Origin of the sequence: Planosporangium flavigriseum (genome assembly GCF_011947225.1) — a bacterium.
Classification (GTDB): domain Bacteria; phylum Actinomycetota; class Actinomycetes; order Mycobacteriales; family Micromonosporaceae; genus Planosporangium; species Planosporangium flavigriseum.
Genome location: NZ_JAATVW010000006.1, coordinates 1 through 21,445, shown reverse-complemented (window position 1 = coordinate 21,445; position 21,445 = coordinate 1). Strand labels below are relative to the sequence as shown.

Sequence of the window (21,445 nt, the reverse complement as noted above, 5' to 3'; positions counted from 1 at the left end):
CTTCTGTTCCGGGCATGGGCGTTCGCGTGACCGTAGGCGATACTGCTCCCGTTCCCGAGGCGCCGGCGAGCCTAGTGTCCGATGTGGACCATGGACACGGGTACTATCCGCGCGGCACCCCGGAGGTACTGGCTGAAATGCGCTCGATCGTACCGCCCGGCCAGGATTCGGTCGACCAGTCGACGCACCGGCGCCTGGCCGCGCTGACCGGCGAGCTGCTCGCGGCGCGGGCCGACGGTGGCGCGGAGCTTCAACGGTTCCTGTCGGTCAGCCGCCGCGCCGTGCCCCTCCCCGAGCCTCGGGTGGCGGGCGAACTGCGCGGTCGCGCCATCGTCGTCACCGGCGGCAACGGCTGCATCGGCACCGTCCTGCTCCGACAGATCAGGCGGCTCTGCGCGGCCCGCGTGATCAGCGCCGACATCGCACCACCGCGATGGCCGGTGCCCGGGGTCGAGTACGTCCAGGTCGACGTACGCTCATCGGGCGCGGTCGAGGGCTTCTTCGCGCGGTACCGGCCGGACATCGTCTTCCACCTTGCCGCTCAGCGCGACCCCGGCCTCGCTGAACAGCAGGCGAGCCGCAGTATCGAGACCAACGTGCTGGGTACCGCGAAGGTGGCCTGGGCCGCGGCGCGCACCGGTACGCGCCGCTTCGTGTACGCCTCGACCGGTAAAGCGCTGCGGCCGTACTCCCGATGCGTATACACCGCCTCCAAACGGGTAGGCGAGTGGATGCTGGCCGATGTCGCCCGGCATGGCCACATGGCCTGCTCTGGAGCCCGGTTCACGCACGTCGTCGACAACTCCATCGTTGTCGACCGCCTGCGCCGCTGGTGTGACGACGGGGAGGTGGTACGGCTGCACTCCCCCGACACGGTCTTCTATGTCCAGTCGGCGCTCGAGTCGGCCCAACTCCTGCTCGCCGCCGCCCTGGCGCCCGCCGACGACGTCTTCCGGCTGTACGCGATCCGCGACCTCGGCTGGCCGGTCAACCTGCTCGACCTGGCGCTCGGGGTCATCGCGTCGAGCCGGGTCACCCCGATCTATCTGGCCGGGTACGAGCCGGGGTACGAGCAGTCGCCGTACCCCGGCCTGTACGACCCGACGCTGTCCGGTGACGTCAGCCCGCTACTCAATGCCATCGAGGCACATCGGGTGGAGGACGCCGGCGTCGCCGGTGTCGACAGCGCCTCGATGGTCGCCTGTACGGCGCCCGACGTCGTCGACCGGCTGCCCGAGTTGGAACGGTGGTGCCAGGTCGGCGCCGACCGGCAGGCCCGGCGGGTGCTCGCCGAGATCGGCTGGGAACTCCTCGTGGGGACGGTACGGGCGACCTCGCCGGCCGTACTCGACCGGATCGCCCGGCTCACCGCGGATCACCGCGCGACGATGTGCGCCGAGCACCGGCGGATCGATGACGTGGTCCGCCGCTACGCCATCCGGACTCCGGCCGCGACCGTCCATGCCCCGCGCGCGGTGATGACGGCGAACCAGGGATGATCGCGAATGTCGTGCCGGAACCCACCTAGCCCGCCGGAGCGGTCGTCGCGCTGGCGCCCGTGGAGGCGGTTGGGGAGCCCGACGGTACGGGTGACGCCGGCGTCGGCGCTGGCTGCGGCGCCGTCGACGAGTTCCCCGGCGCCGTTGGAGTCGCACCCGGCTCGGCTGGCGACGCGCCGCTGGACGAGCCGGCCGATGGTCCGGCCGATGGTCCGGCCGACGGTCCGGCCGACGGTCCGGCCGACGGTCCGGCTGACGGTCCGGCTGACGGGGCGGCGCTACCCGATGGGCTCAGGCCCAGATCAGCGCGGACGATCGCCAGGATGGCCGCCTCGTACCTGCGCAGGTCACTCTGGATCCGCGCGAGCGGGACGTTCTCGATGTTCGCCGCGTACGCCTGAATCTCGTCCCACAACGCGGTCAGCCTGGCCAGGGCGTCGGCGCTGAGCGGGTGCGGGATCGTCAGCACCAACTGCTGGGCGAGCGCGAACGTCACGCACGCGACGCAGGAGTAGTTGACCGCCGCCGAGATGTTCTGCGGAACCGCCACGTTGGCCTGCCCGACAACGAGGACGACCTGGAACGCGATCGCCACCGTCCGGCAGCCCCGGCAGCTGGCCAGCGCGTACGCCTCGTTGCGGTTCAGCGCGCTGCCGTCGGTGACCCATACCAGCGCGAACGCAACGTCGTACAGGGTCGCGCCGTCCCTGGTGTTGGCGGCGAGGGCCTGATTGTCGCCGGCGCCGGGCGCCTTGGGCGGATTGAACGGGAACACCCAGGCGGGGGAGGCCGCCTGGCCGGCGGCGTTCGCCGCGCGCGGTACCAGTACCAGCGCCAGTCGCGGATGATCGCGGGTCGGCGGTTGAGACGTGGCGGCCCAGACGCTGGTCCCGGCCGTACCGATCTGGCCGTCGCGCAGGCCAGCACTCCGCAGACCCAGCGGCGCCTGGTTGGCGGCGGGGAGCGCGTCGAACACCGTTCCGCGCTCATCCGCCCGGATCGGCCTGTACCTGTCCCCGGTGGGCCACCACACCCCGACGAGCAGCGCGACCGCCGCGACGGCGAGCACGATGGCGAGCGCCCGGCGCGCTGGCCGGCCCTCGGTGGCCCGTACGACCTTCCCGGTCAGGCTCCGGCCCAGTTGCCACGCCATGAAGCACATCCCGGCCAGCGGCAGCACGATCGCGAGTACCGACAGCAGCCGGACCCCGACTCCCGCGATGTCACCCTGGTCGAGGGTGACCCCCAGGCTCCGCCACTGGCGGCCCAGGCTCGCCCAGGCGGTCGCGGCGACCCGCGGCAGTGACACCACCATCAGGACGGTGCTCGCGAGCAGCAGCGGCACGACGATCAGGACCCAAAGCGTCACGACGATCCGCGCCCACGGCTTGAGCACCTTGGACTCAGGCGAGCCCCAACGGGTGGGCAGAAGGCCGAGCAGGGTCGGCTTGATCCGGCCGTAGAGGTCAGGCACGCCGGTGAGGTCGGCGAGGATGTGGTACCCGTCGAAGCGCACGAACGGCGCCAGTTGGCGCAGCATCTGGAGCACCTGCGCCGCGATGATCAGCAGGATCGCGTCCCAGCCGGTGACGGCCCAGATGGCGAACATGCCGACGGCGAAGATGGCGTTGAAGTACAGGCCGCCGAGGTCGACCCGGACCCGACCGCCGCGCCCCAGCCGGTAGCTGTCGCTGACGTCGGTATAGAAGGCGGGCCAGACCAGGTAGAGGCCGACGCCCATCGCTCCCGGCGTGGCGCCGCCGTACCGGCACGCCGCGGCGTGGCCGAACTCGTGGAAACCGGCGGACAGCAGCGCCACGGCGAACACGAGCAGTAGCAGGCCGGGCTGGTCGAACGCCTGCCGGGTCGCCGACGCCAGCCCCTTGGCGAACAGCGCCCAGCCCGCGACGGCGAAGAACGCTGCGACGACCGGCACCACGATCGGCGCCCGGAACAACGCGGCGAACGGCCCGGTGACGCGGCGCGTCACCCGCGGGTCGGAGACCACGTACCGTAGGCGCAGCGCCAGTAGCGGGTTCACCGGCCGGACCGACGGCTCGTCGCCGTTGGCCGAGCGGAGCACGCCGAGCGGGCGCAGCTTGGACTCGATCAGCAGGCGTACGTCGTCCGCGCTGACCAGGCGCCCGGTCTTGGCGCCGACGACCTCTGCGATCGCCGCGAGGTCACGCTTCCCGTCAATCGCCTCGAGGGTCAGGTACAGCAGCCGGGTCAGCTGGATGGTCTGCCCGTCGGCGCGCCGTACCAGCGCCTGCGCCTGTCGGTACCCCGTACCGGGCTGCTCGCCCAGCAACTCGACGCCGCGGGCCCGGACGGGCACGATGTCACCGTGCGCGGCCGGGCGTTCGCCAGCAGCGTGTCCGCCGGCAGCGTGTCCGCCGGCAGCGTGTCCGCCGGCAGCGTCGGGTTGGGCCGCGGATGCGGGAAGCGCGCTCATCGGCCGGCGTTACTGGGTGATGCTCGACTTCTGGTCGGCGGTCGCCTCCGCGGTGACGCCGTCCAGGTGCTGGTCGATGATGGCGGTCTGGTTGGCCACCGAGGTGGCTTCCGAGCCGATCGACGCGACGTTGGCGCCGACGGACGCGTCGATCGGGGCCGCGACGTTGGCGTTCGCAGCGACCGCCCCGTTGATCGGCGCCGCGAGCTTGGCGTCGAGGGCGGCGTTGACGTTGACGTTGAGCAGGTCGCCGTCGAGCATCTGCGCGGGGTCGGTCGGTACCGCGCCGACGCCGGCGGCCGGTGCGGCGGGCGCCGGCGCCGCAGCCGGGTCGGCCGGCGCGGCCGCACCTGGCTGGTCTGCGGCTGGCTGGGCCTGGTCGATCGTGCTGTCCTGCGGCGCGTGCGCGATCGCATCACCGGAGATGCCCTGGTTGATGCTCACCGCCTGGTCGGCCAGCGAACCGACCTTGGAATCCAGGGACAGCACGTTGGCGCCCACGGCCGCGTTGATCGGCGCGGCCACGTTGGCGTTGGCCGCCACCGCGAGGTCGATGGGGGCCGCGGCGTGCAGCGCCAGGTCGAGGTCGGCGTTCAGGTCGAGAATCGACATGACCTCCTTGGGCGGCAGCGGCGTGGCCGCCTCCGCGGCGATCTCGTCCGGAGAAAGCGGCGTGGGTTCGTGCTCACTCATCTCTCGCTCCATCCCGGCACGAAGGATCGTGCCTAGTCACTGCGTGCTCAGTCACGGTTCGGTACGGGCCGGGCTCCGGGTCTCGCGGCGTCGACACCCGCCGTCCTACGAGCCCGTCACCATGCGGCCAGCGATCCATGGAGATAAGTCCCCACGGAGCAGCGCGCCAAACAGCGCTTGTGACGATCGCCATCGACCGATGTGCGATGGTGGCGCGCGTGCCCGTCCACCTCCGGCTGCCGTCTCCGCTCGTCGGGGTGCCCGACGACCGGCTGGACCGGCGGGGCGTGCGACTGCTGCTCAAGCGCGATGACCTGATCCACCCGGACCTTCCGGGCAACAAGTGGCGCAAGCTGAAGTACAACCTCGTACGAGCGGCTGAACAGGGACACCCAAGGCTGCTGACCTTCGGCGGCGCCTACTCGAACCACATCCGGGCCACCGCGGCGGCCGGGTTCCACTTCGGCTTCGACACGATCGGGGTCATCCGAGGAGAAGAGCACACACCCCTCAACCTCACCCTGGAGTACGCGGTGAGCCGCGGGATGCGGTTGACGTACCTGGACCGCTCCACCTACCGCCGCAAGCACACCCCGGAGGTGGTCGACCGGCTACGCCGGGAGTTCGGCGAGTTCTACCTGCTTCCGGAGGGCGGCAGCAACGAGTTGGCGGTGCGGGGCTGTGCCGAAGTCCCGGCCGAGCTCGCCGAGCCGTACGACGTCATCTGCGTACCCGTCGGCACCGGCGGCACCCTCGCCGGGATCGCCGGCGGGCTGCCCGCGCACCGGCGCGCGATCGGATTCTCGGTCCTGAAGGGTGGGGAGTTCCTCGCCGGCGAGGTCGAGGAACTGCAGCGACGTGCGTTCGGGTCGCCCTCGAAGAACTGGCACATCGAGTACGGCTTTCACTTCGGCGGGTACGCGAAGCGGACCGGCGAGTTGGACGCCTTCGTCGCCGACTGGGCCGACCGGCACGGGACGCCACTGGACCGGATCTACGTGGCGAAGATGATGTACGGAATCGTCGCGCTCGCCGAGGCCGGCGCCTTCGAGCCCGGCACCACGGTCGTCGCGGTCATCACGGCTTGACGGTCACCGGTTCGCCGTGCTCCTCGCGGGTATCGCCCGACGGTGCCCGATCCGGCAGCGCCCGACGCGCGCGTCCCGGAACGCGTTCGCGCAGACGCGGAAACCCTGTGGGAGTACCACGACCTGAGACACGATCTGCGGCCATGCGACGCGGGGATCGGGCTCGGTGGCCGCGACCTCGGGGTGGCGGTCGTGGCGGTGGACCTGTTCCGGCGCCGACTCTTCCCATGCGTCGTCTTCACCGGAGGCAGGACGCCGGCGACCGTTCACCGCTTTCCGCGGGGAGAGGCCGTTCACTACCGGGAGTACGCCATCGCGAACGGGGTTCCGGCCGGGTCGGTCCTGCTCGAACCCCGGGCCACCAACACGATGCAGAACATCGCGTTCGCGCGTGAGGTACTGGCCGCCCACCACATCCGGCCGCGCTCGGTCCTGATCATGTGCCGGCCGTACCAGCAGCGACGTGCGTACGCGACCTGCAAGAAGCTGTGGCCTGAGGTCGAGGTCGTGTGCGCGGCGCGGCGACTGTCGCTGGACGCCTACGTCGAAGGCATCGGCGACGCGAAACGGGTCATCGACATGATCGTGGGCGACACGCAGCGCATCGACCTGTACGCCGAGCGCGGGTACGCGGTCCCGCAGGAGATGCCGGCTCCGGTACGCGCGGCGTACGGCCGACTGGTAGCGGCGGGGTACACGGGCCGGCTGACCCGGTGAACGTCCGCCTGCGACAGCAGCGCGATCGAACTCCCTCCTGCGCATTTTTCCGCGATGGCTTTCTCATCCTGCAAACACGGCTCATCGCGGCTACTCTACGGAGACGAATGAAGAAGCACGTCGCCCATTGACGCCTGACTACATCGGCCAGCGATGATCCTCACCAAGACATTCATACATGCCAATTAATCGCTTGGTGTCATCCGACATCGAGCGTAAGAATATTTATGACCACTGATCCCGTCGGGGATGGCGGTTGTTGAGCGCGCATGCGGGAAGCTTCACGAGCTTGAGGCAACCATCGATTCACCTCACTTCACCACCCGCCGGTAATGAAACCGCGAGCAGCGAAACCAACAGCAGCGAAACCGAGAATTGTTGGCGCACCCCCTAGCCATGAAAGGGCCCCATTCGGCATGCCAGAAATCGGTCTTGGCGGGCGAATAAGCAGGCGCACCGCGTTGCGAATCGCCGCGGTAGGCATCATGGGCAGCACCGCGGCCGCCGTTACGGCCCAGCAGTTGACAACCCACGGGTCGCGGGCGGCGGGCGACACCGCCGAAACGGGCGTCACGGCCGAGCACTTCGACGAGGTCTATCAGGGCCGGCGCATCTCCGGCAGCGCGGGCACGCCCCTGGACGCGAAATTCTCTGTCGCCCAAACGGGAGCTCACGTACCCGTCGCGCTGCAGGTACCCATCGAACCACAGGTACTCATCGACGGCAGGGCGCTGCACGTCATGACGAACGCGGACGGCACGTACACCAGCGTCGTCAATCATTACCAGTCGTTCCGCTCGCTGCGTGAGGTCGCGCGGGCGGCGGTCGACAGCCTGGGTACCGCGACCCTCTCCCCCGTGCACCACCACGGCTGACGCATCCCGGAAGGTCACCATCGATGGGCACCCGCAAAAACCAGATCAGGCTCTCCGCGAGCGAGAAGCGCGCGTTCGTCAACGCCGTGATCGCACTCAAGCGGCGCGGAGGGTACGACGATTTCGTACGCACCCACAACAACTTCATCCTCAGCGACCAGGACAGCGGGCCACGCGTCGCGCACCGCAGCCCGTCGTTCGGTCCGTGGCACCGCCAGTTCCTCCTCGAATTCGAACGCGCGCTGCAGAGCATCGATCCAAGCGTGAACCTGCCGTACTGGGACTGGACGACCGACCGCAGCCCGACATCGTCGCTGTGGGCGCCGGACTTCCTCGGCGGTAACGGTCGCCGCTCCGACCAGCAGGTGACGACGGGGCCGTTCGCGTACCAGACCGGGAACTGGACGCTGACGGTCCGCGTCGACAGCCGCCAGTACCTGTGCCGCAACCTCGGCGCCAGCGGGCAGTCGCTGCCCACCGCGGCCGAGGTGCGCCAGGTACTCGCCATCACGCCGTACGACGCCCCGCCCTGGAACAGCGGCTCAAGCGGATTCCGCAACCAGCTGGAGGGTTGGCAGGGACCGAACATCCACAACCGGGTACACGCGTGGATCGGCGGGCACATGGCCTCCGGCGTCTCCCCCAACGATCCGGTCTTCTGGCTGCACCACTGTTTCGTCGACAAGCTCTGGGCAGACTGGCAGGCGGCGCACCCCGACCAGGGGTACCTGCCGGCCAGCACCGCCGGTGGCACGCCACAGGTCGTCAGCCTCGACGACAGGATGCGGCCATGGGGCGACGTGACCCCCCGCGACCTGCTGGATCACCGGACGTTCTACGAGTACGCGTAAAGACAGGCACGCGTAACGCGGTCGTGTCATCCGGGCGGTGACATGCGGGCAGCGAGCGCGCCGACGGCCCCGGCGACGGCGTCCGGGGCACCGATCATGATGAGGTGGTGCGCGCCGGGGACGACCGCCGGAGCCGGGGCACCGATGCGGGCGGCGGTCTGTTGCGGGGTCCCGGCGTCGAAGACGGTGTCCTCGGCTCCGAAGACCACCGCCTTCGGAAGCGGCAGCCGGGCCAGCCGGGCGAGCCGGTCCGGCTCGATGCCCGGTACGCCCTGATCGAGCATCGCCCACACGGACTGCTCGCCGCCGGCCACCTGGAACGGCCGCCGCCACACCGCTACACCCTGCGCCGTCAAGCGCGGGCAGGCCGGGCCGCACTGTTGCTGGTACACATCGCGGATGATCGCGTCTGAGCGCAGCGCCGCCCGCAGCAGGGTCGTCCGGTACGGGTCGATGAACAGGTGACGGACCGGTGAGCGCGCACCGGCGCCGGTTGCGAGGGCGTCGCCGTCGAGCAGCATGAGCGCGCCGACCCGCTCGGGCGCCCGCAGGGTCGCTTCGGCCACGATCGCCGCGCCGCTGGAGTGGCCGACCAGCAGCGGCCGGTCAGATCCGGGTCGGTCAGTTCCGGGTCGGTCAGTTCCGGGTCGGTCAGTTCCGGGTCGGTCCAGCCCGAGTCGCCCCGATTCGAGTGCGGCGAGGAAGGCGAGCAGTTGGCGCGCCTGGTAGTCGCGGCCGTAGTGGCCGTCTCGTTGGGTGTAGCCGAACCCGGCCAGGTCCAGGGCGTACACGCGGTGCCCGGACGCCAACAGTCGCGCGGTCGGCTCCCAGGTATCGGCGGACTCGAAGGCCCCGTGCACCAGCACGACCGGACTACCCGCCGTTCCCCACTGCACGTAACGGGTGCGAATGTCGCCGGTCTGCACGTACCGCAGCCCGGGCGGCGGGCTCTCCCGGCGGTCGGTCGCCGCGTTGTACGCCCACGAGGCGACCGTGCCGGCAAGGAAGAGCACGGCGACACCGAGGGCGATCCGGCGAGACCAGCGCCGCACGGTACCTGGTCGCCGGGTGGACGCACCGGTGGACGTCGGGACGTCCGTGCCCGTCGTCACCGGACCGCCCGTTCGCGCCTCGGTCATGGAACCAAGCTACTCGGCCCTGTTTGTCGGTTCTTCCGTAGCCGGAACGTTCTCCCTGATTTCGCTTGTACGCGCCTGCCGGCCAGACCACCGTAGATATCGACTGGATCGACAGTCGGCGTACGGCTGTACAGCACGCGTACGCGTGCGCGTTATCCGAACGACAGCTCGGACCATCCCACTCGAGAGCGGAGCGACCGATGTTGATCCTCGGAGCGATTCTCCTTCTCCTCGGCCTGATCCTCAAGGTCTCGATCTTGTGGACGATCGGCATCATCCTGCTCGTGGTCGGAGCGGCCCTGTTCGTCATGGGCTCTCTCGGCCGGCCCGTTGCCGGCAGGCGTCATTACTGGTAGACCACCGCGGTTTACGGCGGCACGGACGGGTACGCGTCAGGCGCCGTCACACCGTGCCGTCACACCGTGCCGTCGCACCGTGCGGACCCCGCCGCGGACGAGTCGTCGACCACCGCGGCGGGGTCCGCGCGTGTCCGCAGCCCTCCGTGACGCCCGGCGCTACTAATCGACCGCTCACCGCACGGCGATCAACTTCGATCTTCTACCGCCGCCCCCTTTCGCCTAGCCTCGCCGCCAGGCGAGAGTGTGTCAGAAAGCGGAAAATCCATCCCAGGAGCGTGTCATGACTAACCCAGCTGGCGTTGAGGTCACCGGGCCCATGCGGGAGCGCTTCCACGAGGTGCTCACCCCGGAGGCACTGACTTTCCTTGCCGAGCTGCACCGCACCTTCGACGCCCGTCGCCGGGACCTGCTGGCAAAGCGCACGGAGCGGGAGGCGGAACTCGCGGCCGGAGGCACGCTCGACTTCCTGGAGGAGACCCGGCACATCCGCGAGGGCGACTGGCGGGTCGCCGACCCGGCGCCCGGCCTGGAGGACCGCCGGGTCGAGATCACCGGCCCGACCGACGCCAAGATGGCGATCAACGCACTGAACTCGGGCGCCAAGGTGTGGCTGGCCGACCACGAGGACGCCAACACCCCGCTGTGGGAGAACGTCATTGCGGGCCAGCTCAACCTGCGCGACGCGATCGAGCGCAAGCTGTCCTTCACCTCCCCCGAAGGCAAGCGCTACGCGCTCAAGGACGGCGAGCTGGCCACCATCGTGGTCCGCCCCCGCGGCTGGCACCTGACCGAGAAGCACATCCTGGTCGACGGCGAGCGCATGTCCGGCAGCCTGGTCGACTTCGGCCTCTACTTCTTCCACTGCGCCAAACTGCAGCTTGAGCGCGGCAGTGGGCCGTACTTCTACCTGCCCAAGATGGAGAGCCACCTCGAGGCTCGACTGTGGAACGACGTCTTCGTACTGGCGCAGGAGCGGCTGGGCATCCCGGGCGGCACGATCCGGGCCACTGTGCTCGTCGAGACGTACCCGGCGGCGTTCGAGATGGAAGAGATCCTGTACGAGCTGCGCGAGCACTCGGCGGGCCTCAACGCCGGCCGCTGGGACTACATCTTCAGCGCCATCAAGAAGTTCCGTACCCGCGGCAAGGACTTCCTGCTCCCCGACCGCAACTCGGTGACGATGACGGCGCCGTTCATGCGGGCGTACACCGAACTACTGGTGCGTACCTGCCACAAGCGCGGCGCCCACGCGATCGGCGGCATGGCGGCGTTCATCCCCAACCGCCGGGACCCGGAAGTGAACGAGGCGGCGCTGGAGAAGGTCCGTGCCGACAAGACCCGCGAGGCGAACGACGGGTTCGACGGCTCCTGGGTCGCCCACCCCGACCTGGTGCCGATCTGCCGCGAGGTCTTCGACGGCGTGCTGGGCGAGGCGCCCAACCAGCGCGACAAGACCCGCGACGAGATCTCGGTAACGGCCGCGCAACTGCTCGACGTCAAGGACACCCCGGGCGAGATGACCGAGACCGGGCTGCGCAACGCCGTCAGCGTCGGCATCCAGTACCTTGCCGCCTGGCTGCGCGGCTCCGGCGCGGTGGCCATCTTCAACCTGATGGAGGACGCCGCGACGGCCGAGATCTCGCGGTCGCAGGTGTGGCAGTGGCTGCACAACGACGTGACGCTCGCCGACTCCCGCGAGAAGGTCACCCGCGAGCTGATCGACCGGATCACCGCCGAGGAGATCGCCAAGCTGGGCGACGACCCGAGCGGGTACGACGAGGCGCGGGCGCTGTTCATGGAGGTGGCGGTCGCCGACGACTTCGCCGACTTCCTCACGCTGCCCGCGTACGAACGCATGCCCTAACGCTCACGCCCTAACGCTCAGGGAGCTGGCCATGACAACGGCTGCGACGACCGACATCGACGCCCTCGCCACGCGACTGCGCACGGTACTGGGTAACGAAAGGGTCATCAGCGACCGGCAGGAGCTACGCACGTACGAGTGCGACGGGCTGGCCCACTACAAGGTCATCCCGGCGCTCGTCGCCTTTCCGCACACGGCGGCCGAGTGCGCCGACGTCGTGAAGGCGTGCGTGGACGCGGGCGTGCCGTTCGTGGCCCGCGGTTCGGGCACCGGCCTGTCCGGCGGTGCCCTGCCGCACGCCGACGGGGTCCTCATCGTGACCTCACAGATGCGCCGCATTCTGGAGATCGCGCCGGCCGACGAGCGGGCCGTCGTCGAGCCGGGCGTCATCAACCTGCAGGTGACCCGGGCGGCGACGCCCAGCGGGTACTACTACGCGCCGGACCCGTCGAGCCAGCAGATCTGCTCCATCGGCGGCAACGTGGCGGAGAACTCCGGCGGCGCGCACTGCCTCAAGTACGGGTTCACGACCAACCACGTCACCGGCGTACAGATCGTCACGCCCGACGGGGACCTGGTACGCCTCGGCGGGCGCGCCCCGGACGCCCCCGGCTACGACCTGCTCGGCGCGTTCGTCGGCTCCGAGGGCACGCTCGGCATCGCCACCGAGGTGACCGTACGCCTGGTACGGCTGCCCGAGTCCGTACGCACCCTGCTCGCGGCGTTCCCGACCACCGACGCCGCGGGCGCCGCCACGTCGGCCATCATCGGCGCGGGCGTCGTGCCCGCTGCGATGGAGATGATGGACGCCCTCGCGATCGAGGCGGCCGAGGCGGCCGTGCACTGCGGCTACCCGGCGGGCGCGGGTGCGGTGCTCATCGTCGAGCTCGACGGGCCGGCCGCCGAGGTCGAGGCCCAGTTCGTACACGTCGAACGGTTTTGCCGGGACAACGGCGCGTTCGAGATCCGCATCGCGCGCGACGACGCCGAGCGGGCGCTGTTCTGGAAGGGCCGCAAATCGGCGTTCGCCGCGGTGGGGCGCATCAGCCCGGACTACATCGTGCAGGACGGGGTCATCCCGCGCACCGCGCTGCCCGAGGTGCTGCGCCGCATCGGGGAGATCGCCGCCGAGCGCGGGGTGCGCGTTGCCAACGTCTTCCACGCCGGTGACGGCAACCTGCACCCGCTCGTCCTCTTCGACGACGCGATCGACGGTCAGGCCGAGCGAGCCGAGGAGGTCTCCGGCGCGATCCTCGACCTGTGCATCGAGTACGGCGGATCGATCACCGGTGAGCACGGCGTCGGCATGGACAAGGCCAAGTACATGCCGCGCATGTTCTCCGCCGACGACCTGGACACGATGCAGCTCGTCCGGTGCGCGTTCGACCCGCGCGGACTGTCCAACCCCGGCAAGGTCTTCCCGACTCCACGGCTGTGCGGGGAGGTGCCGGGCCGGCACAAGGGCGTACACCCGCTGCAGGAGGCCGGCGTGGCGGAGGTCTTCTGATGTCTGTCCCCTTTGAAGGTCTCATCCCCGCCACCGACCAGGACGCCATCGCGGGGGTGCCGGCGCGCTACGTCGCTGCCCCCGCCACCACCGAGGAGGCCGCGGCGATCGTGCGGGCCGCCGCCGAAAAGAACCTCGCCATCGTCGTGCGCGGTGCCGGCACGAAGCAGGACTGGGCCGCACCGCCCCGGAAGCTGGACCTGATCATCGACACCGGCCGGCTGACCGGAGTGGTCGACCACGCCGCCGGCGACCTCATCACGGTCGTCCGCGCCGGCACGCCCCTGTCCGAGCTGGGCGAGAAGCTCGCTCCGGCCGGGCAGCAGCTGGCGCTCGACGCGCCGATCCTCAGCTCGACCGTCGGCGGCACGGTCGCGGTGAACATGAGCGGGCCGCGCCGCATGCTGTACGGCACCGTACGCGACCTGCTCATCGGCGTCACCATGGTACGCGGAGACGGCGTGGTCGCCCACGCCGGGGGCAAGGTCGTCAAGAACGTCGCAGGGTACGACCTGGGCAAGCTCATCACCGGCTCGTACGGCACCCTCGGGCTGGTCACCGAGTGCGTCTTCCGGCTACACCCGCTGCCCGCCGCGCACGCGTACGTCTCGCGGCGGGTCGCGGGCGTGGCCGAGGCCGGCCGGATCGTCGCCGCGGTGCTCGGCGCGCAGGTCGTACCGAGCGCGCTCGAGGTCAGCACTGCCCCGGACGGCGGGATCGAGGTCTGCGTCCTGGTGGAAGGTGTACCGGAAGGTGTGCGGGGGCGGGTCGAGACGACGCGTTTCCTGTTCGGCGGTGACGCCGCCGTCTCCGATACCGCGCCGGACTGGTGGGCGACGTACCCCTGGGGCCCGGGCGGCGTCGGGTTCAAGCTGACGGCCGCGCTGTCGGCCGTACCCGGGTTGCTGGCCGCGGGGCTCGCAGCCCGGGAGCGGCACGGCGTTCCGCTCGCAGTGCGCGGCTCGGCGGGCACCGGAGTGCTCTACGCGGGGCTGCCCGGCACCACGTCGCCCGACGTCGTTGCCGCCGTCCTTGCCGACCTTCGCGCCGCCGCCGGCCGGGCGGGCGGCCACGCCGTGGTCCTGACCGCCCCTTCGGCCGTACGCCCACAGCTGGACCTGTGGGGCCCGGTCGAGGGGCTGCACCTGATGCGGCGCGTGAAGGAACAGTTCGATCCCGACGCGCGGTTCGCGCCCGGTCGGTTCGTGGGAGGGATCTGAAATGCCCGACGACGCTGTCTCCACGCCCTCGGGCTCACATCCCACAAGCGCGCCGCGCGACGTCCTCGGCCTCGTCGGCAGCACCCCCGGCGAGCCCGCCTTCGACGGGCACCACCCGCCCGGGCTCGACCTCGTCGACGACTGCGTCCACTGTGGGTTCTGCTTACCCACCTGCCCCACGTATGTGCTGTGGGGCGAGGAGATGGACTCGCCACGCGGGCGCGTCTACCTGATGAAGCAGGGCCTCGACGGCGAACCGATGACCGACAGCATGGTCGAGCACTTCGACCGCTGCCTGGGCTGCATGGCGTGCGTCACCGCCTGCCCGTCCGGTGTCCAGTACGACAAACTCATCTCCGACACCCGCCAGCAGGTCGAGCGGCGACACCCCCGATCGCCCCGGGACCGGGCGCTGCGGGAGGCCATCTTCACGCTCTTCCCGTACCCGAAGAGGTTGCGCCTGCTCCGCGGGCCACTGCGGGCCTATCAGGCCAGTGGCTTGCAGCGCCTCGTCGGGCGTACCGGGCTGCTGAAGCTGATGCCCACGCTGTCCACGATGGAGTCGTTGGCGCCCCGGCTGCGCCGGCCCGAACGGTTGGCCGAGCGCATCCCCGCGCGGGGAACCCGGCGAGCGGTCGTCGGCATGCTCACGGGCTGCGTACAGAGCGCGTTCTTCCCGGACGTGAACGCGGCGACCGCCCGGGTCCTCGCCGCGGAAGGCTGCGAGGTCGTCATTCCGCGTACGCAGGGGTGCTGCGGAGCGCTGAGCGTCCACAACGGCCGGGAGGCCGAGGCGCAGAAGTTCGCCCGCGCCCTCATCGACACGTTCGAGGACGTCGGCATGGACTACTTCGTCGTCAACGCGGCGGGGTGCGGATCATCGCTGAAGGAGTACGACCGGCTGCTCGCCGACGACCCGGCGTACGCCGAGCGAGCCACGGCGTTCACCGCCAAGGTGCGGGATCTGTCCGAGATCCTCGTCGAGCTTGGCCCGGTCGCGCCCCGGCACCCGTTGCCGGTGACCGTCGCCTACCACGACGCCTGCCACCTCGGGCACGCCCAGGGCGTACGGGCGCAACCGCGCCAGTTGCTGCGGGACATCCCGGAGCTGGAGCTACGCGAGATCGCCGACGCGGAGATCTGTTGCGGCTCCGCAGGCGTATGGAACATACTCAATCCGCAACCCGCCCGACAGTTGGGCGATCGCAAGGCGCGCGACGTGCTGGCGACCGGCGCGCAACTGCTCGTGACAGCCAACCCCGGATGCCTCATGCAGGTGGCGGCGTCTGTCCAGCGGCTCAACGGGACCATCGGTCTGGCCCACACCGCGCAGGTGCTTGACGCCTCGATCCGCGGGCTGCCCGTCGAAACCCTGAAGTAATCCGCCTGAAGTAACCCCCTTCGGCACCCCCTTCCCCTCCTCACCCCCACCCCCCCTCACCCTCACCCCCCCCTCAGCGCCGAGGTGATCTCTATGCTTGAGCAATACAAGATCATCACTGACCCGTTCTCCGGATCCGTCGCGTTATCGGCCATCTTCGCTTCCCTGTCGCTGATCGCGCTGTTCATCCTGCTCGGCGTGGTCCGCATGAAGGCATGGCTGGCCGGGCTCATCTCACTCGCGATCGCGCTCGTCGTCGCCGTCATCGTCTACTCGATGCCACTCGGGCAGGCATTGCTGTCGGCCAGCGAAGGCGCCGCGTTCGGCTTCTTCCCGATCCTCTGGATCGTCATCAACGCGATCTGGGTCTACAACCTCACGGTGACCAGCGGGCACTTCGACGTCCTACGCCGCTCCTTCGAGCGGGTCAGCCCGGACCTGCGCATTCAGGCCATCATCATCGCGTTCTGCTTCGGCGCGCTGCTCGAAGCGCTGGCCGGCTTCGGCACCCCGGTGGCCATCACCGTCGTCATGCTGATGGCGCTCGGCTTCCGCCCGGTCCACGCGGCGTCGGTCGCCCTCATCGCCAACACCGCTCCGGTGGCGTTCGGGGCCCTCGCGGCGCCGATCACCACGCTCGCGACCGTCACCCACGGCGCCAGCGACCACCCCGGGCTGACGCTGGACAACCTGGGCGCGATGGTCGGCCGCCAGACGCCCGTACTCGCGATCATCGTTCCGCTCGTCCTGGTCGCCGTCGTCGACGGCAAGCGGGGCGTTCGCCAGACCTGGCCGGCGGCGGTCCTGGCCGGCGTCACGTTCGCAATCGCCCAGTTCGTCGCGGCAAACTACATCTCGGTGCCGCTCACCGACATCGTCGCCTCGCTGGTGTCCGCCGCCGCCGTCGTACTACTGCTGCGGGTGTGGCGCCCGTCCGAGTCGCCCGACCTGCGCGCTTCCCAGGACGCTGTCGGTGACGGTTCCGCCGCTGCCGCGGGTACGGTCGACGGGGACACCACCGTCTCCGCGACGACGACCCGCCCCGGCACGTCCACCTCCACTGTGGAGCGTGTGGAAGCCCGTCCACTGGACAGCCGCGCCGACGCCGTCCGCGCCTACGCGCCGTACGCCATCATCATCGCCCTCTTCTCCATCGCCAACCTGGGTGCGGTGAAGACCGCGCTCGCGAAGGAGCCGTGGACGGTGAAGTTCCAATGGCCCGGGCTCGACGTCCTCACCGCCGCGGGCAAGCCGCAGTCGTCGATGACGTTCGTGCTCAACTGGCTACCGGCGGCAGGTACCCTCATGATCATCGCCGGCATCCTCACCGCCGTCGTCCTGGGCGTACGGCCGGGGGCGGCGCTCCGCGCGTACGCCAAGACGTGGGTGGACCTGCGGCACGCGATCGTGACCGTCATGGCCGTGCTAGCCCTCGCTTACGTGCTCAACCAGTCCGGCCAGACCAACACGCTCGGCGCGTTCTTCGCCGGCACCGGCGGCGCGTTCGTCTTCCTGTCGTCGATCCTCGGCTGGATCGGCGTCGCGGTGACCGGATCGGACACATCGGCCAACGCACTGTTCGGCGCGCTACAGGTACAGACGGCGACCCGCGCCGGGCTCGACCCGGTCCTCCTGGCCGCCGCCAACTCCTCCGGCGGCGTCCTGGGCAAGATGATCAGCCCGCAGAACCTGGCGATCGCGGCTGCCGCGGTCGGCATGGCCGGCCGGGAGGGCGAGATCTTCCGCAAGGTGGTCGGTTGGAGCCTGGTACTGCTGCTGTTCATGTGCGTACTCGTGACGCTGCAGAGCACGCCGATCCTGGATTGGATGGTCGTGAAGTAAGCCCGAGGTAAGTACGGGTCAGGGCGCGCTCAGTACGGCGGGCGCGCCCTGACGGCAGCCGAGCCATCGATACGACGGGAGCACGGTCCATGTCACATGTACGACGCTTCGACCACGTCGGCATCACGGTTACAGATCTCGATGTCGTGACCGCCTTCTTCGTGGCGCTCGGCCTGGAGGTCGAGGGCAGGGCGTTCGTCGAGGGCGAGTTCTTGGAGACGGTCTGCGGCATTCCCGACTCCCGCACCGAAATCGTCATGCTGAAGTCACCGGACCATGGCGCCCGCCTGGAGCTCGCAAGCTTCGTGCGGCCCGACTCCGTGCCGGGCTCGCCGGCCGCCATGGCCAACGAGCTGGGATTGCGCAACGTGTCCTTCGAGGTCAACGACTTGCAGGCCGCTGTCGATTGGGCAGCTAGCGAGGGCTACGGACTTGTCGGTGGCATCGGCGAGTACGAGGGTGCTTGGCGGATGGCCTACGTCCGGGGGCCGGAAGGGATCATCGTCTCGCTGGCCGAGCGCATCGGCTGAGCCTCGCAACGCCCGGATCCGCCGCGACGAGGCGCGCCGGCTGCCAGTACGCTCGTCACTGTCCGTATCGGACGTCCGGGTGGCCGTTCTGCACAGTGGCGTCCCATCATGTCGAGATGAGTGCGCTTGCTGCCCGGTGTCGGGCGACGGCTCCGGCGGAGCCGGGTGCCGGCACGCTGCCGCGCTGCGACCTGATGCTGCGAGGAGCGGCCAGTCCCGGTTCCAGCAGGGGACACTGGGCCACAGAACGATAAACTTATATTCGTGTCCTCTGCCTGGGTGTTCGCGATCTTCATGTTCGTGCTCTCGATTCTCGCGATCACACGCTACTGGGTTCCGGAGAGATGGCGCGGCCGTGAGCGCCGATACGCAGCGCTCACGGCGGGAACCGGTGCAGTCTTCCTGGCGGCCGCGGTGCTCGGCTGGTACGGCTGGCTCGTGACGTTGATGGGTGCCGGGATGTTGGTGCTGTCTGTCCTCGCGGTCACGCGTATCTGGACGCCGCCAAGGCTTCGCGGATTCGAATTGCCCTTCGCGGTGCTGACGGTCGGGTTCGCCGTCGTTTTCATACCCGGCGGCGTGTACCAGCAGACCCACGATGAGATGCGCGGCGCGGTTCCGATCCTGCTGCTCACCGGCCTCGCCGTCATCGTCACAGGCTTGGTCTTCGTGGTGCGTCGTGAGAGGCGACTGCGCCGGGAGAATGGCACCGGCCCGCTCCAGTGACGCTCTGCGGGATCGGAGTGCGGCCGACGGGTTATCCAAGTCCCCTAGGACCCAACGGCGCGCACTCATCTGCCGTTGTCCGCGCGCTGGACCGCCGGGCGCGGCGGTATGTCGTGCCGAGATGTGGATGCTCCGACCGCGCCGCAGGAAGAGGGCGCCGGTTGGGCCAAATCCTCAGCCAGACACGGATGACCTCATCCGCAACCTTGACATGCAAGCAGTTGCTTGCATACCGTTCCGGCGGTGGGCGACGTGTACAAGGCACTTGCGGATCCCACCCGGCGCGCCATCCTCGACGAGTTGCAGGATCGCAGTGGCCAGACGCTGTTCGAGCTGTGCACCCGCCTGATTGGTAAAGGGTTCACCTCGTCGCGGCAGGCCATCTCCCAGCACCTCGCCGTCCTGGAGGACGCTGGGCTGGTAGTGGTGCGCCGCGAGGGCAGGTACATATTTATCGACCTCGACGCGTCCCCACTTCAACAGATCTACCAGCGATGGAGGGTAGGACCATGCGCATCGGACACATGAGCATCTTGGTCGACGACCAGGACAAGGCATTGGCCTTCTATACCGGCGTGCTCGGCTTTGTGAAGAAGACCGAGATCCCGCTGGGAGAGTTCCGGTGGCTGACCGTGGTGGCTCCGGAAGACCCCGACGGTGTGGAACTCGTCCTCGAGCCCGACCAGCATCCGGCGGCGGCAACGTTCAAGAGAGCACTCGTAGCAGACGGGATTCCCTTCACGATGTTCAGCGTGAAGGACGTGCCCGCTGAGTACGAGCGGTTGAAAGGGCTCGGTGTGATCTTCACTCAGGAGCCGCTGAGCATGGGCGGCACAATGACCGCAGTGTTCGACGACACGTGCGGCAACCTCATCCAAATTGCGGCACCGGAGGCCTAAGCACCGACGTCGGCGATGCGGGGACCTTCATCGACGACACCTGCCGGTGCACGCTCATGCCGCTGATCGCATGAGACCTGGGCCATCACGAGCAAGGCCGCCGGCGGCTATTGCGGGGAGACGTTTGGACCGGCCTGCTCGGTAATAGCGATCTGCCGATCAAGGCTGTCGACCAGCGCGTCGGCGCAGAACGGTATGAGGGAATCCGCCCAAGCCTTGAGTACGCGCAGGAACCCCAGCAGGTCGGCGTGTGCTCGATGCAGGAGCGCCGGCAGCTCGGTGGCGGTGATGTCGATGTAGCCGGCTCCGGCCAAGCCGCTGCCGCCCATGCCGCCATCGGCCCACACGCGGATCCTGCCGTCACTGCGTCTTTCCATCCAAGGGGCGGGATCATGCCCCAGCCATGGTTGTCCCCCTGCCGGTACCTCCAGCCACTCGCGCTAGGTTTCCAGCCCGCAGCAGCAGCCCGGGTCGATAGTCACGCCACCGATGTCGTCGGTGAGCCGAAGGCCACCGGCCACGACCAAAGCACCTGCCTCTGGATCAATATTGACGAGGTGGCGCACCGTTTCCATCGGATCCTGGACGGCCTGCCAGTCGGTGTGCCGATGATGGTGGTTGTAGGCGGCGATCGCCGCCACGGCCGACCCAACCTGGTCCGCACTCAGACCTTCCGACAGTGCCAGCCAACCACCGGCGGTGGAGATCGGCCACAGGGCGAACCCGTTGAGCGGGACTACTTGGATTACTGGCTGGAGCAACAGCACCGGTTAGCAGTACCACGCTGTTCGACAGTCGGCCAAGTGTTATCGCGGCGGCACCAACGCACGGCCCTACTCGACAACGTCCGCTATTGCCGCGAGCAGCGCGTTATGGACGTCGGCATGGCGACCGGTCTTCATTCGATTGCGAGGAGAATCGCGACCGCTTGGGCGACGGAGCCGACGGTGAAATCGGGTGCGGGCCCGACGAAGAAGTCGGGCCCTTCCGCAGCAGCCATACGAGGTTCGGCGATCCAGATCGTTCGGAGCCCGGCGCGGTGGCCACCGGTGATGTCCAAGGGCAGGCTGTCACCAGTCATCCAGCCGCCGCCGTCGATGGGTAAGCCGCACCGCTGAGCCGCGAGTCGAAAGATCTGCGGATCGGGCTTGCGGATACCAACCTCGTCGGAGATGCACCACGCATCGACGAGATCGACCAGGCCGGTGTTGCGGATCTTGCCGAGCTGGTTGTCAGTCATCCCGTTGGTGACGATCCCGATCCGCCACCCGGTCCTGTGCAACTCGGCGAGTGCGCGACGGTCCTCGGGGCGGCATGACGCCAACTCCGGCATCCGTCGGCGGTACTGCTGCCACAACGCATCGACTGACTCATCGAGACCAAACTCTTTTCGGACCATGGCGAAGAACCGGTCCATCGGACCCGAGCGGTGCGCATCAGCGAGGATCAGCCAGTTGGTCCATTTCTCGTCCAACCCATGCGCTGTGGTGAACTCGCCGGCCCAGGCAGCGAACGCCTCGCTCCGCTCGATCAACGTGTCGTCCAAGTCGAACAGCGCCAGCCGCTGCATGCCAACACGGTAACAACGCCGGCAGTCGAATAAGCCGACCAGGGTACTCCCAACCGCACTCATCTGCCGCCGTCCGGGCGTAGTCAGCACATCGCTCCGGCACCCGAACCGAATCTCGCCATGTCCTCTTTCGACCCTTACGTCCCCGACCCCCGCGTATCAACGGTAAGCGACGCCGAACAGGTGTTCGAAAACTGTCGTACCGCGTCGGTAGTTTGTCGTTCGTGGAT

Annotated in this window: 21 protein-coding genes; 15 read left to right on the top strand and 6 right to left on the bottom strand. The window is 69.1% G+C overall.

Annotated features, from left to right (window positions below; genetic code table 11):
- Window positions 1-137 precede the first annotated feature (137 nt).
- Window positions 138-1,499, top strand: a complete 1,362-nt coding sequence (locus HC028_RS10850; RefSeq protein WP_168076026.1) for a polysaccharide biosynthesis protein — start codon at window positions 138-140, stop codon at window positions 1,497-1,499.
- 25 nt (window positions 1,500-1,524) lie between these two features.
- On the opposite strand, the gene HC028_RS10845 is transcribed toward HC028_RS10850, so the two are convergent.
- The gene (locus HC028_RS10845; RefSeq protein ID WP_168076024.1) at window positions 1,525-3,954 is read right to left on the bottom strand and encodes a zinc metalloprotease; all 2,430 of its coding nucleotides are present in this window, start codon (window positions 3,952-3,954) and stop codon (window positions 1,525-1,527) included.
- A gap of 9 nt (window positions 3,955-3,963) precedes the next feature.
- Window positions 3,964-4,647, bottom strand: coding sequence for a peptidoglycan-binding protein (locus HC028_RS10840; RefSeq protein WP_168076022.1), 684 nt, complete (start codon window positions 4,645-4,647; stop codon window positions 3,964-3,966).
- Between the two features lie 218 nt (window positions 4,648-4,865).
- Here HC028_RS10840 and HC028_RS10835 point away from each other — a divergent pair, with 218 nt between their 5' ends.
- The 4 genes from HC028_RS10835 to melC2 all read left to right on the top strand — a co-directional run bounded on the left by HC028_RS10835 (window position 4,866) and on the right by melC2 (window position 8,178).
- Window positions 4,866-5,735 (top strand): 1-aminocyclopropane-1-carboxylate deaminase/D-cysteine desulfhydrase, encoded by an 870-nt coding sequence (locus tag HC028_RS10835; RefSeq protein ID WP_239075209.1) that lies wholly within the window; start codon window positions 4,866-4,868, stop codon window positions 5,733-5,735.
- 42 nt (window positions 5,736-5,777) lie between these two features.
- Window positions 5,778-6,452 carry a YdcF family protein gene (locus HC028_RS10830; RefSeq protein ID WP_168076018.1) on the top strand — a complete coding sequence of 225 codons (675 nt, stop codon included), beginning with the start codon at window positions 5,778-5,780 and terminating at the stop codon, window positions 6,450-6,452.
- 485 nt (window positions 6,453-6,937) lie between these two features.
- A complete protein-coding gene (locus HC028_RS10825; protein WP_203981104.1) occupies window positions 6,938-7,327 on the top strand; it encodes a tyrosinase family oxidase copper chaperone in 390 nt (129 codons plus the stop codon).
- A gap of 23 nt (window positions 7,328-7,350) precedes the next feature.
- On the top strand, window positions 7,351-8,178 hold the full coding sequence (gene melC2, locus HC028_RS10820) for a tyrosinase MelC2 (RefSeq protein WP_168076014.1): 828 nt from the start codon (window positions 7,351-7,353) through the stop codon (window positions 8,176-8,178).
- 26 nt (window positions 8,179-8,204) lie between these two features.
- Here the strand turns inward: melC2 and HC028_RS10815 are convergent, their stop codons facing one another.
- Window positions 8,205-9,317, bottom strand: a complete 1,113-nt coding sequence (locus tag HC028_RS10815; protein WP_168076012.1) for an alpha/beta fold hydrolase — start codon at window positions 9,315-9,317, stop codon at window positions 8,205-8,207.
- A 200-nt stretch (window positions 9,318-9,517) separates the two neighbouring features.
- Here HC028_RS10815 and HC028_RS10810 point away from each other — a divergent pair, with 200 nt between their 5' ends.
- The 10 genes from HC028_RS10810 (at window position 9,518) to HC028_RS10765 (ending at window position 19,645) form a co-directional block, all read left to right on the top strand.
- Complete coding sequence (locus HC028_RS10810; RefSeq protein ID WP_168076010.1) at window positions 9,518-9,673, top strand: DUF6131 family protein; 156 nt, start codon at window positions 9,518-9,520, stop codon at window positions 9,671-9,673.
- Between the two features lie 283 nt (window positions 9,674-9,956).
- The gene (aceB, locus tag HC028_RS10805) at window positions 9,957-11,540 is read left to right on the top strand and encodes a malate synthase A (protein ID WP_168076008.1); all 1,584 of its coding nucleotides are present in this window, start codon (window positions 9,957-9,959) and stop codon (window positions 11,538-11,540) included.
- Window positions 11,541-11,571: 31 nt separating this feature from the next.
- The gene (locus HC028_RS10800) at window positions 11,572-13,047 is read left to right on the top strand and encodes an FAD-linked oxidase C-terminal domain-containing protein (protein ID WP_168076006.1); all 1,476 of its coding nucleotides are present in this window, start codon (window positions 11,572-11,574) and stop codon (window positions 13,045-13,047) included.
- A complete protein-coding gene (locus tag HC028_RS10795) occupies window positions 13,047-14,267 on the top strand; it encodes an FAD-binding oxidoreductase (RefSeq protein ID WP_168076004.1) in 1,221 nt (406 codons plus the stop codon). Before HC028_RS10800 ends, HC028_RS10795 begins: the two co-directional genes overlap by 1 nt.
- Before the next feature lies 1 nt (window position 14,268).
- On the top strand, window positions 14,269-15,648 hold the full coding sequence (locus HC028_RS10790; protein WP_168076002.1) for a (Fe-S)-binding protein: 1,380 nt from the start codon (window positions 14,269-14,271) through the stop codon (window positions 15,646-15,648).
- 93 nt (window positions 15,649-15,741) lie between these two features.
- A complete protein-coding gene (locus tag HC028_RS10785) occupies window positions 15,742-17,490 on the top strand; it encodes an L-lactate permease (protein WP_168076000.1) in 1,749 nt (582 codons plus the stop codon).
- Window positions 17,491-17,579: 89 nt separating this feature from the next.
- Window positions 17,580-18,020: a VOC family protein gene (locus HC028_RS10780; protein ID WP_168075998.1), complete on the top strand. Its 441-nt coding sequence runs from the start codon at window positions 17,580-17,582 to the stop codon at window positions 18,018-18,020.
- A 264-nt stretch (window positions 18,021-18,284) separates the two neighbouring features.
- The gene (locus tag HC028_RS10775; RefSeq protein ID WP_168075996.1) at window positions 18,285-18,746 is read left to right on the top strand and encodes a hypothetical protein; all 462 of its coding nucleotides are present in this window, start codon (window positions 18,285-18,287) and stop codon (window positions 18,744-18,746) included.
- Window positions 18,747-18,989: 243 nt separating this feature from the next.
- On the top strand, window positions 18,990-19,274 hold the full coding sequence (locus HC028_RS10770; protein WP_168075994.1) for an ArsR/SmtB family transcription factor: 285 nt from the start codon (window positions 18,990-18,992) through the stop codon (window positions 19,272-19,274).
- Complete coding sequence (locus tag HC028_RS10765; protein WP_168075992.1) at window positions 19,256-19,645, top strand: VOC family protein; 390 nt, start codon at window positions 19,256-19,258, stop codon at window positions 19,643-19,645. The genes HC028_RS10770 and HC028_RS10765 overlap by 19 nt, the downstream gene beginning before the upstream one ends.
- 107 nt (window positions 19,646-19,752) lie before the next feature.
- Here HC028_RS10765 and HC028_RS10760 read toward each other — a convergent pair whose 3' ends face one another.
- From HC028_RS10760 to HC028_RS10750, 3 genes are all read right to left on the bottom strand, one after another.
- Window positions 19,753-20,022, bottom strand: coding sequence for a hypothetical protein (locus tag HC028_RS10760; protein WP_168075990.1), 270 nt, complete (start codon window positions 20,020-20,022; stop codon window positions 19,753-19,755).
- A gap of 63 nt (window positions 20,023-20,085) precedes the next feature.
- Window positions 20,086-20,412 (bottom strand): hypothetical protein, encoded by a 327-nt coding sequence (locus HC028_RS10755; RefSeq protein ID WP_168075988.1) that lies wholly within the window; start codon window positions 20,410-20,412, stop codon window positions 20,086-20,088.
- Between the two features lie 131 nt (window positions 20,413-20,543).
- On the bottom strand, window positions 20,544-21,215 hold the full coding sequence (locus tag HC028_RS10750) for an HAD family hydrolase (RefSeq protein WP_239075761.1): 672 nt from the start codon (window positions 21,213-21,215) through the stop codon (window positions 20,544-20,546).
- Between the last annotated feature and the right edge of the window lie 230 nt (window positions 21,216-21,445).

Coding starts and splice junctions, on each gene's coding strand:
- HC028_RS10825 (WP_203981104.1), top strand. CDS start 6,938: ATGGGCAGCACCGCGGCCGCCGTTACGGCCCAGCAGTTGACAACCCAC.
- HC028_RS10840 (WP_168076022.1), bottom strand. CDS start 4,647: ATGAGTGAGCACGAACCCACGCCGCTTTCTCCGGACGAGATCGCCGCG.
- HC028_RS10800 (WP_168076006.1), top strand. CDS start 11,572: ATGACAACGGCTGCGACGACCGACATCGACGCCCTCGCCACGCGACTG.
- HC028_RS10750 (WP_239075761.1), bottom strand. CDS start 21,215: ATGCAGCGGCTGGCGCTGTTCGACTTGGACGACACGTTGATCGAGCGG.
- HC028_RS10845 (WP_168076024.1), bottom strand. CDS start 3,954: ATGAGCGCGCTTCCCGCATCCGCGGCCCAACCCGACGCTGCCGGCGGA.
- HC028_RS10795 (WP_168076004.1), top strand. CDS start 13,047: ATGTCTGTCCCCTTTGAAGGTCTCATCCCCGCCACCGACCAGGACGCC.
- HC028_RS10785 (WP_168076000.1), top strand. CDS start 15,742: ATGCTTGAGCAATACAAGATCATCACTGACCCGTTCTCCGGATCCGTC.
- HC028_RS10810 (WP_168076010.1), top strand. CDS start 9,518: ATGTTGATCCTCGGAGCGATTCTCCTTCTCCTCGGCCTGATCCTCAAG.
- HC028_RS10765 (WP_168075992.1), top strand. CDS start 19,256: ATGCGCATCGGACACATGAGCATCTTGGTCGACGACCAGGACAAGGCA.
- HC028_RS10790 (WP_168076002.1), top strand. CDS start 14,269: ATGCCCGACGACGCTGTCTCCACGCCCTCGGGCTCACATCCCACAAGC.
- melC2 (WP_168076014.1), top strand. CDS start 7,351: ATGGGCACCCGCAAAAACCAGATCAGGCTCTCCGCGAGCGAGAAGCGC.
- aceB (WP_168076008.1), top strand. CDS start 9,957: ATGACTAACCCAGCTGGCGTTGAGGTCACCGGGCCCATGCGGGAGCGC.
- HC028_RS10850 (WP_168076026.1), top strand. CDS start 138: ATGCGCTCGATCGTACCGCCCGGCCAGGATTCGGTCGACCAGTCGACG.
- HC028_RS10760 (WP_168075990.1), bottom strand. CDS start 20,022: ATGGAAAGACGCAGTGACGGCAGGATCCGCGTGTGGGCCGATGGCGGC.
- HC028_RS10780 (WP_168075998.1), top strand. CDS start 17,580: ATGTCACATGTACGACGCTTCGACCACGTCGGCATCACGGTTACAGAT.
- HC028_RS10815 (WP_168076012.1), bottom strand. CDS start 9,317: ATGACCGAGGCGCGAACGGGCGGTCCGGTGACGACGGGCACGGACGTC.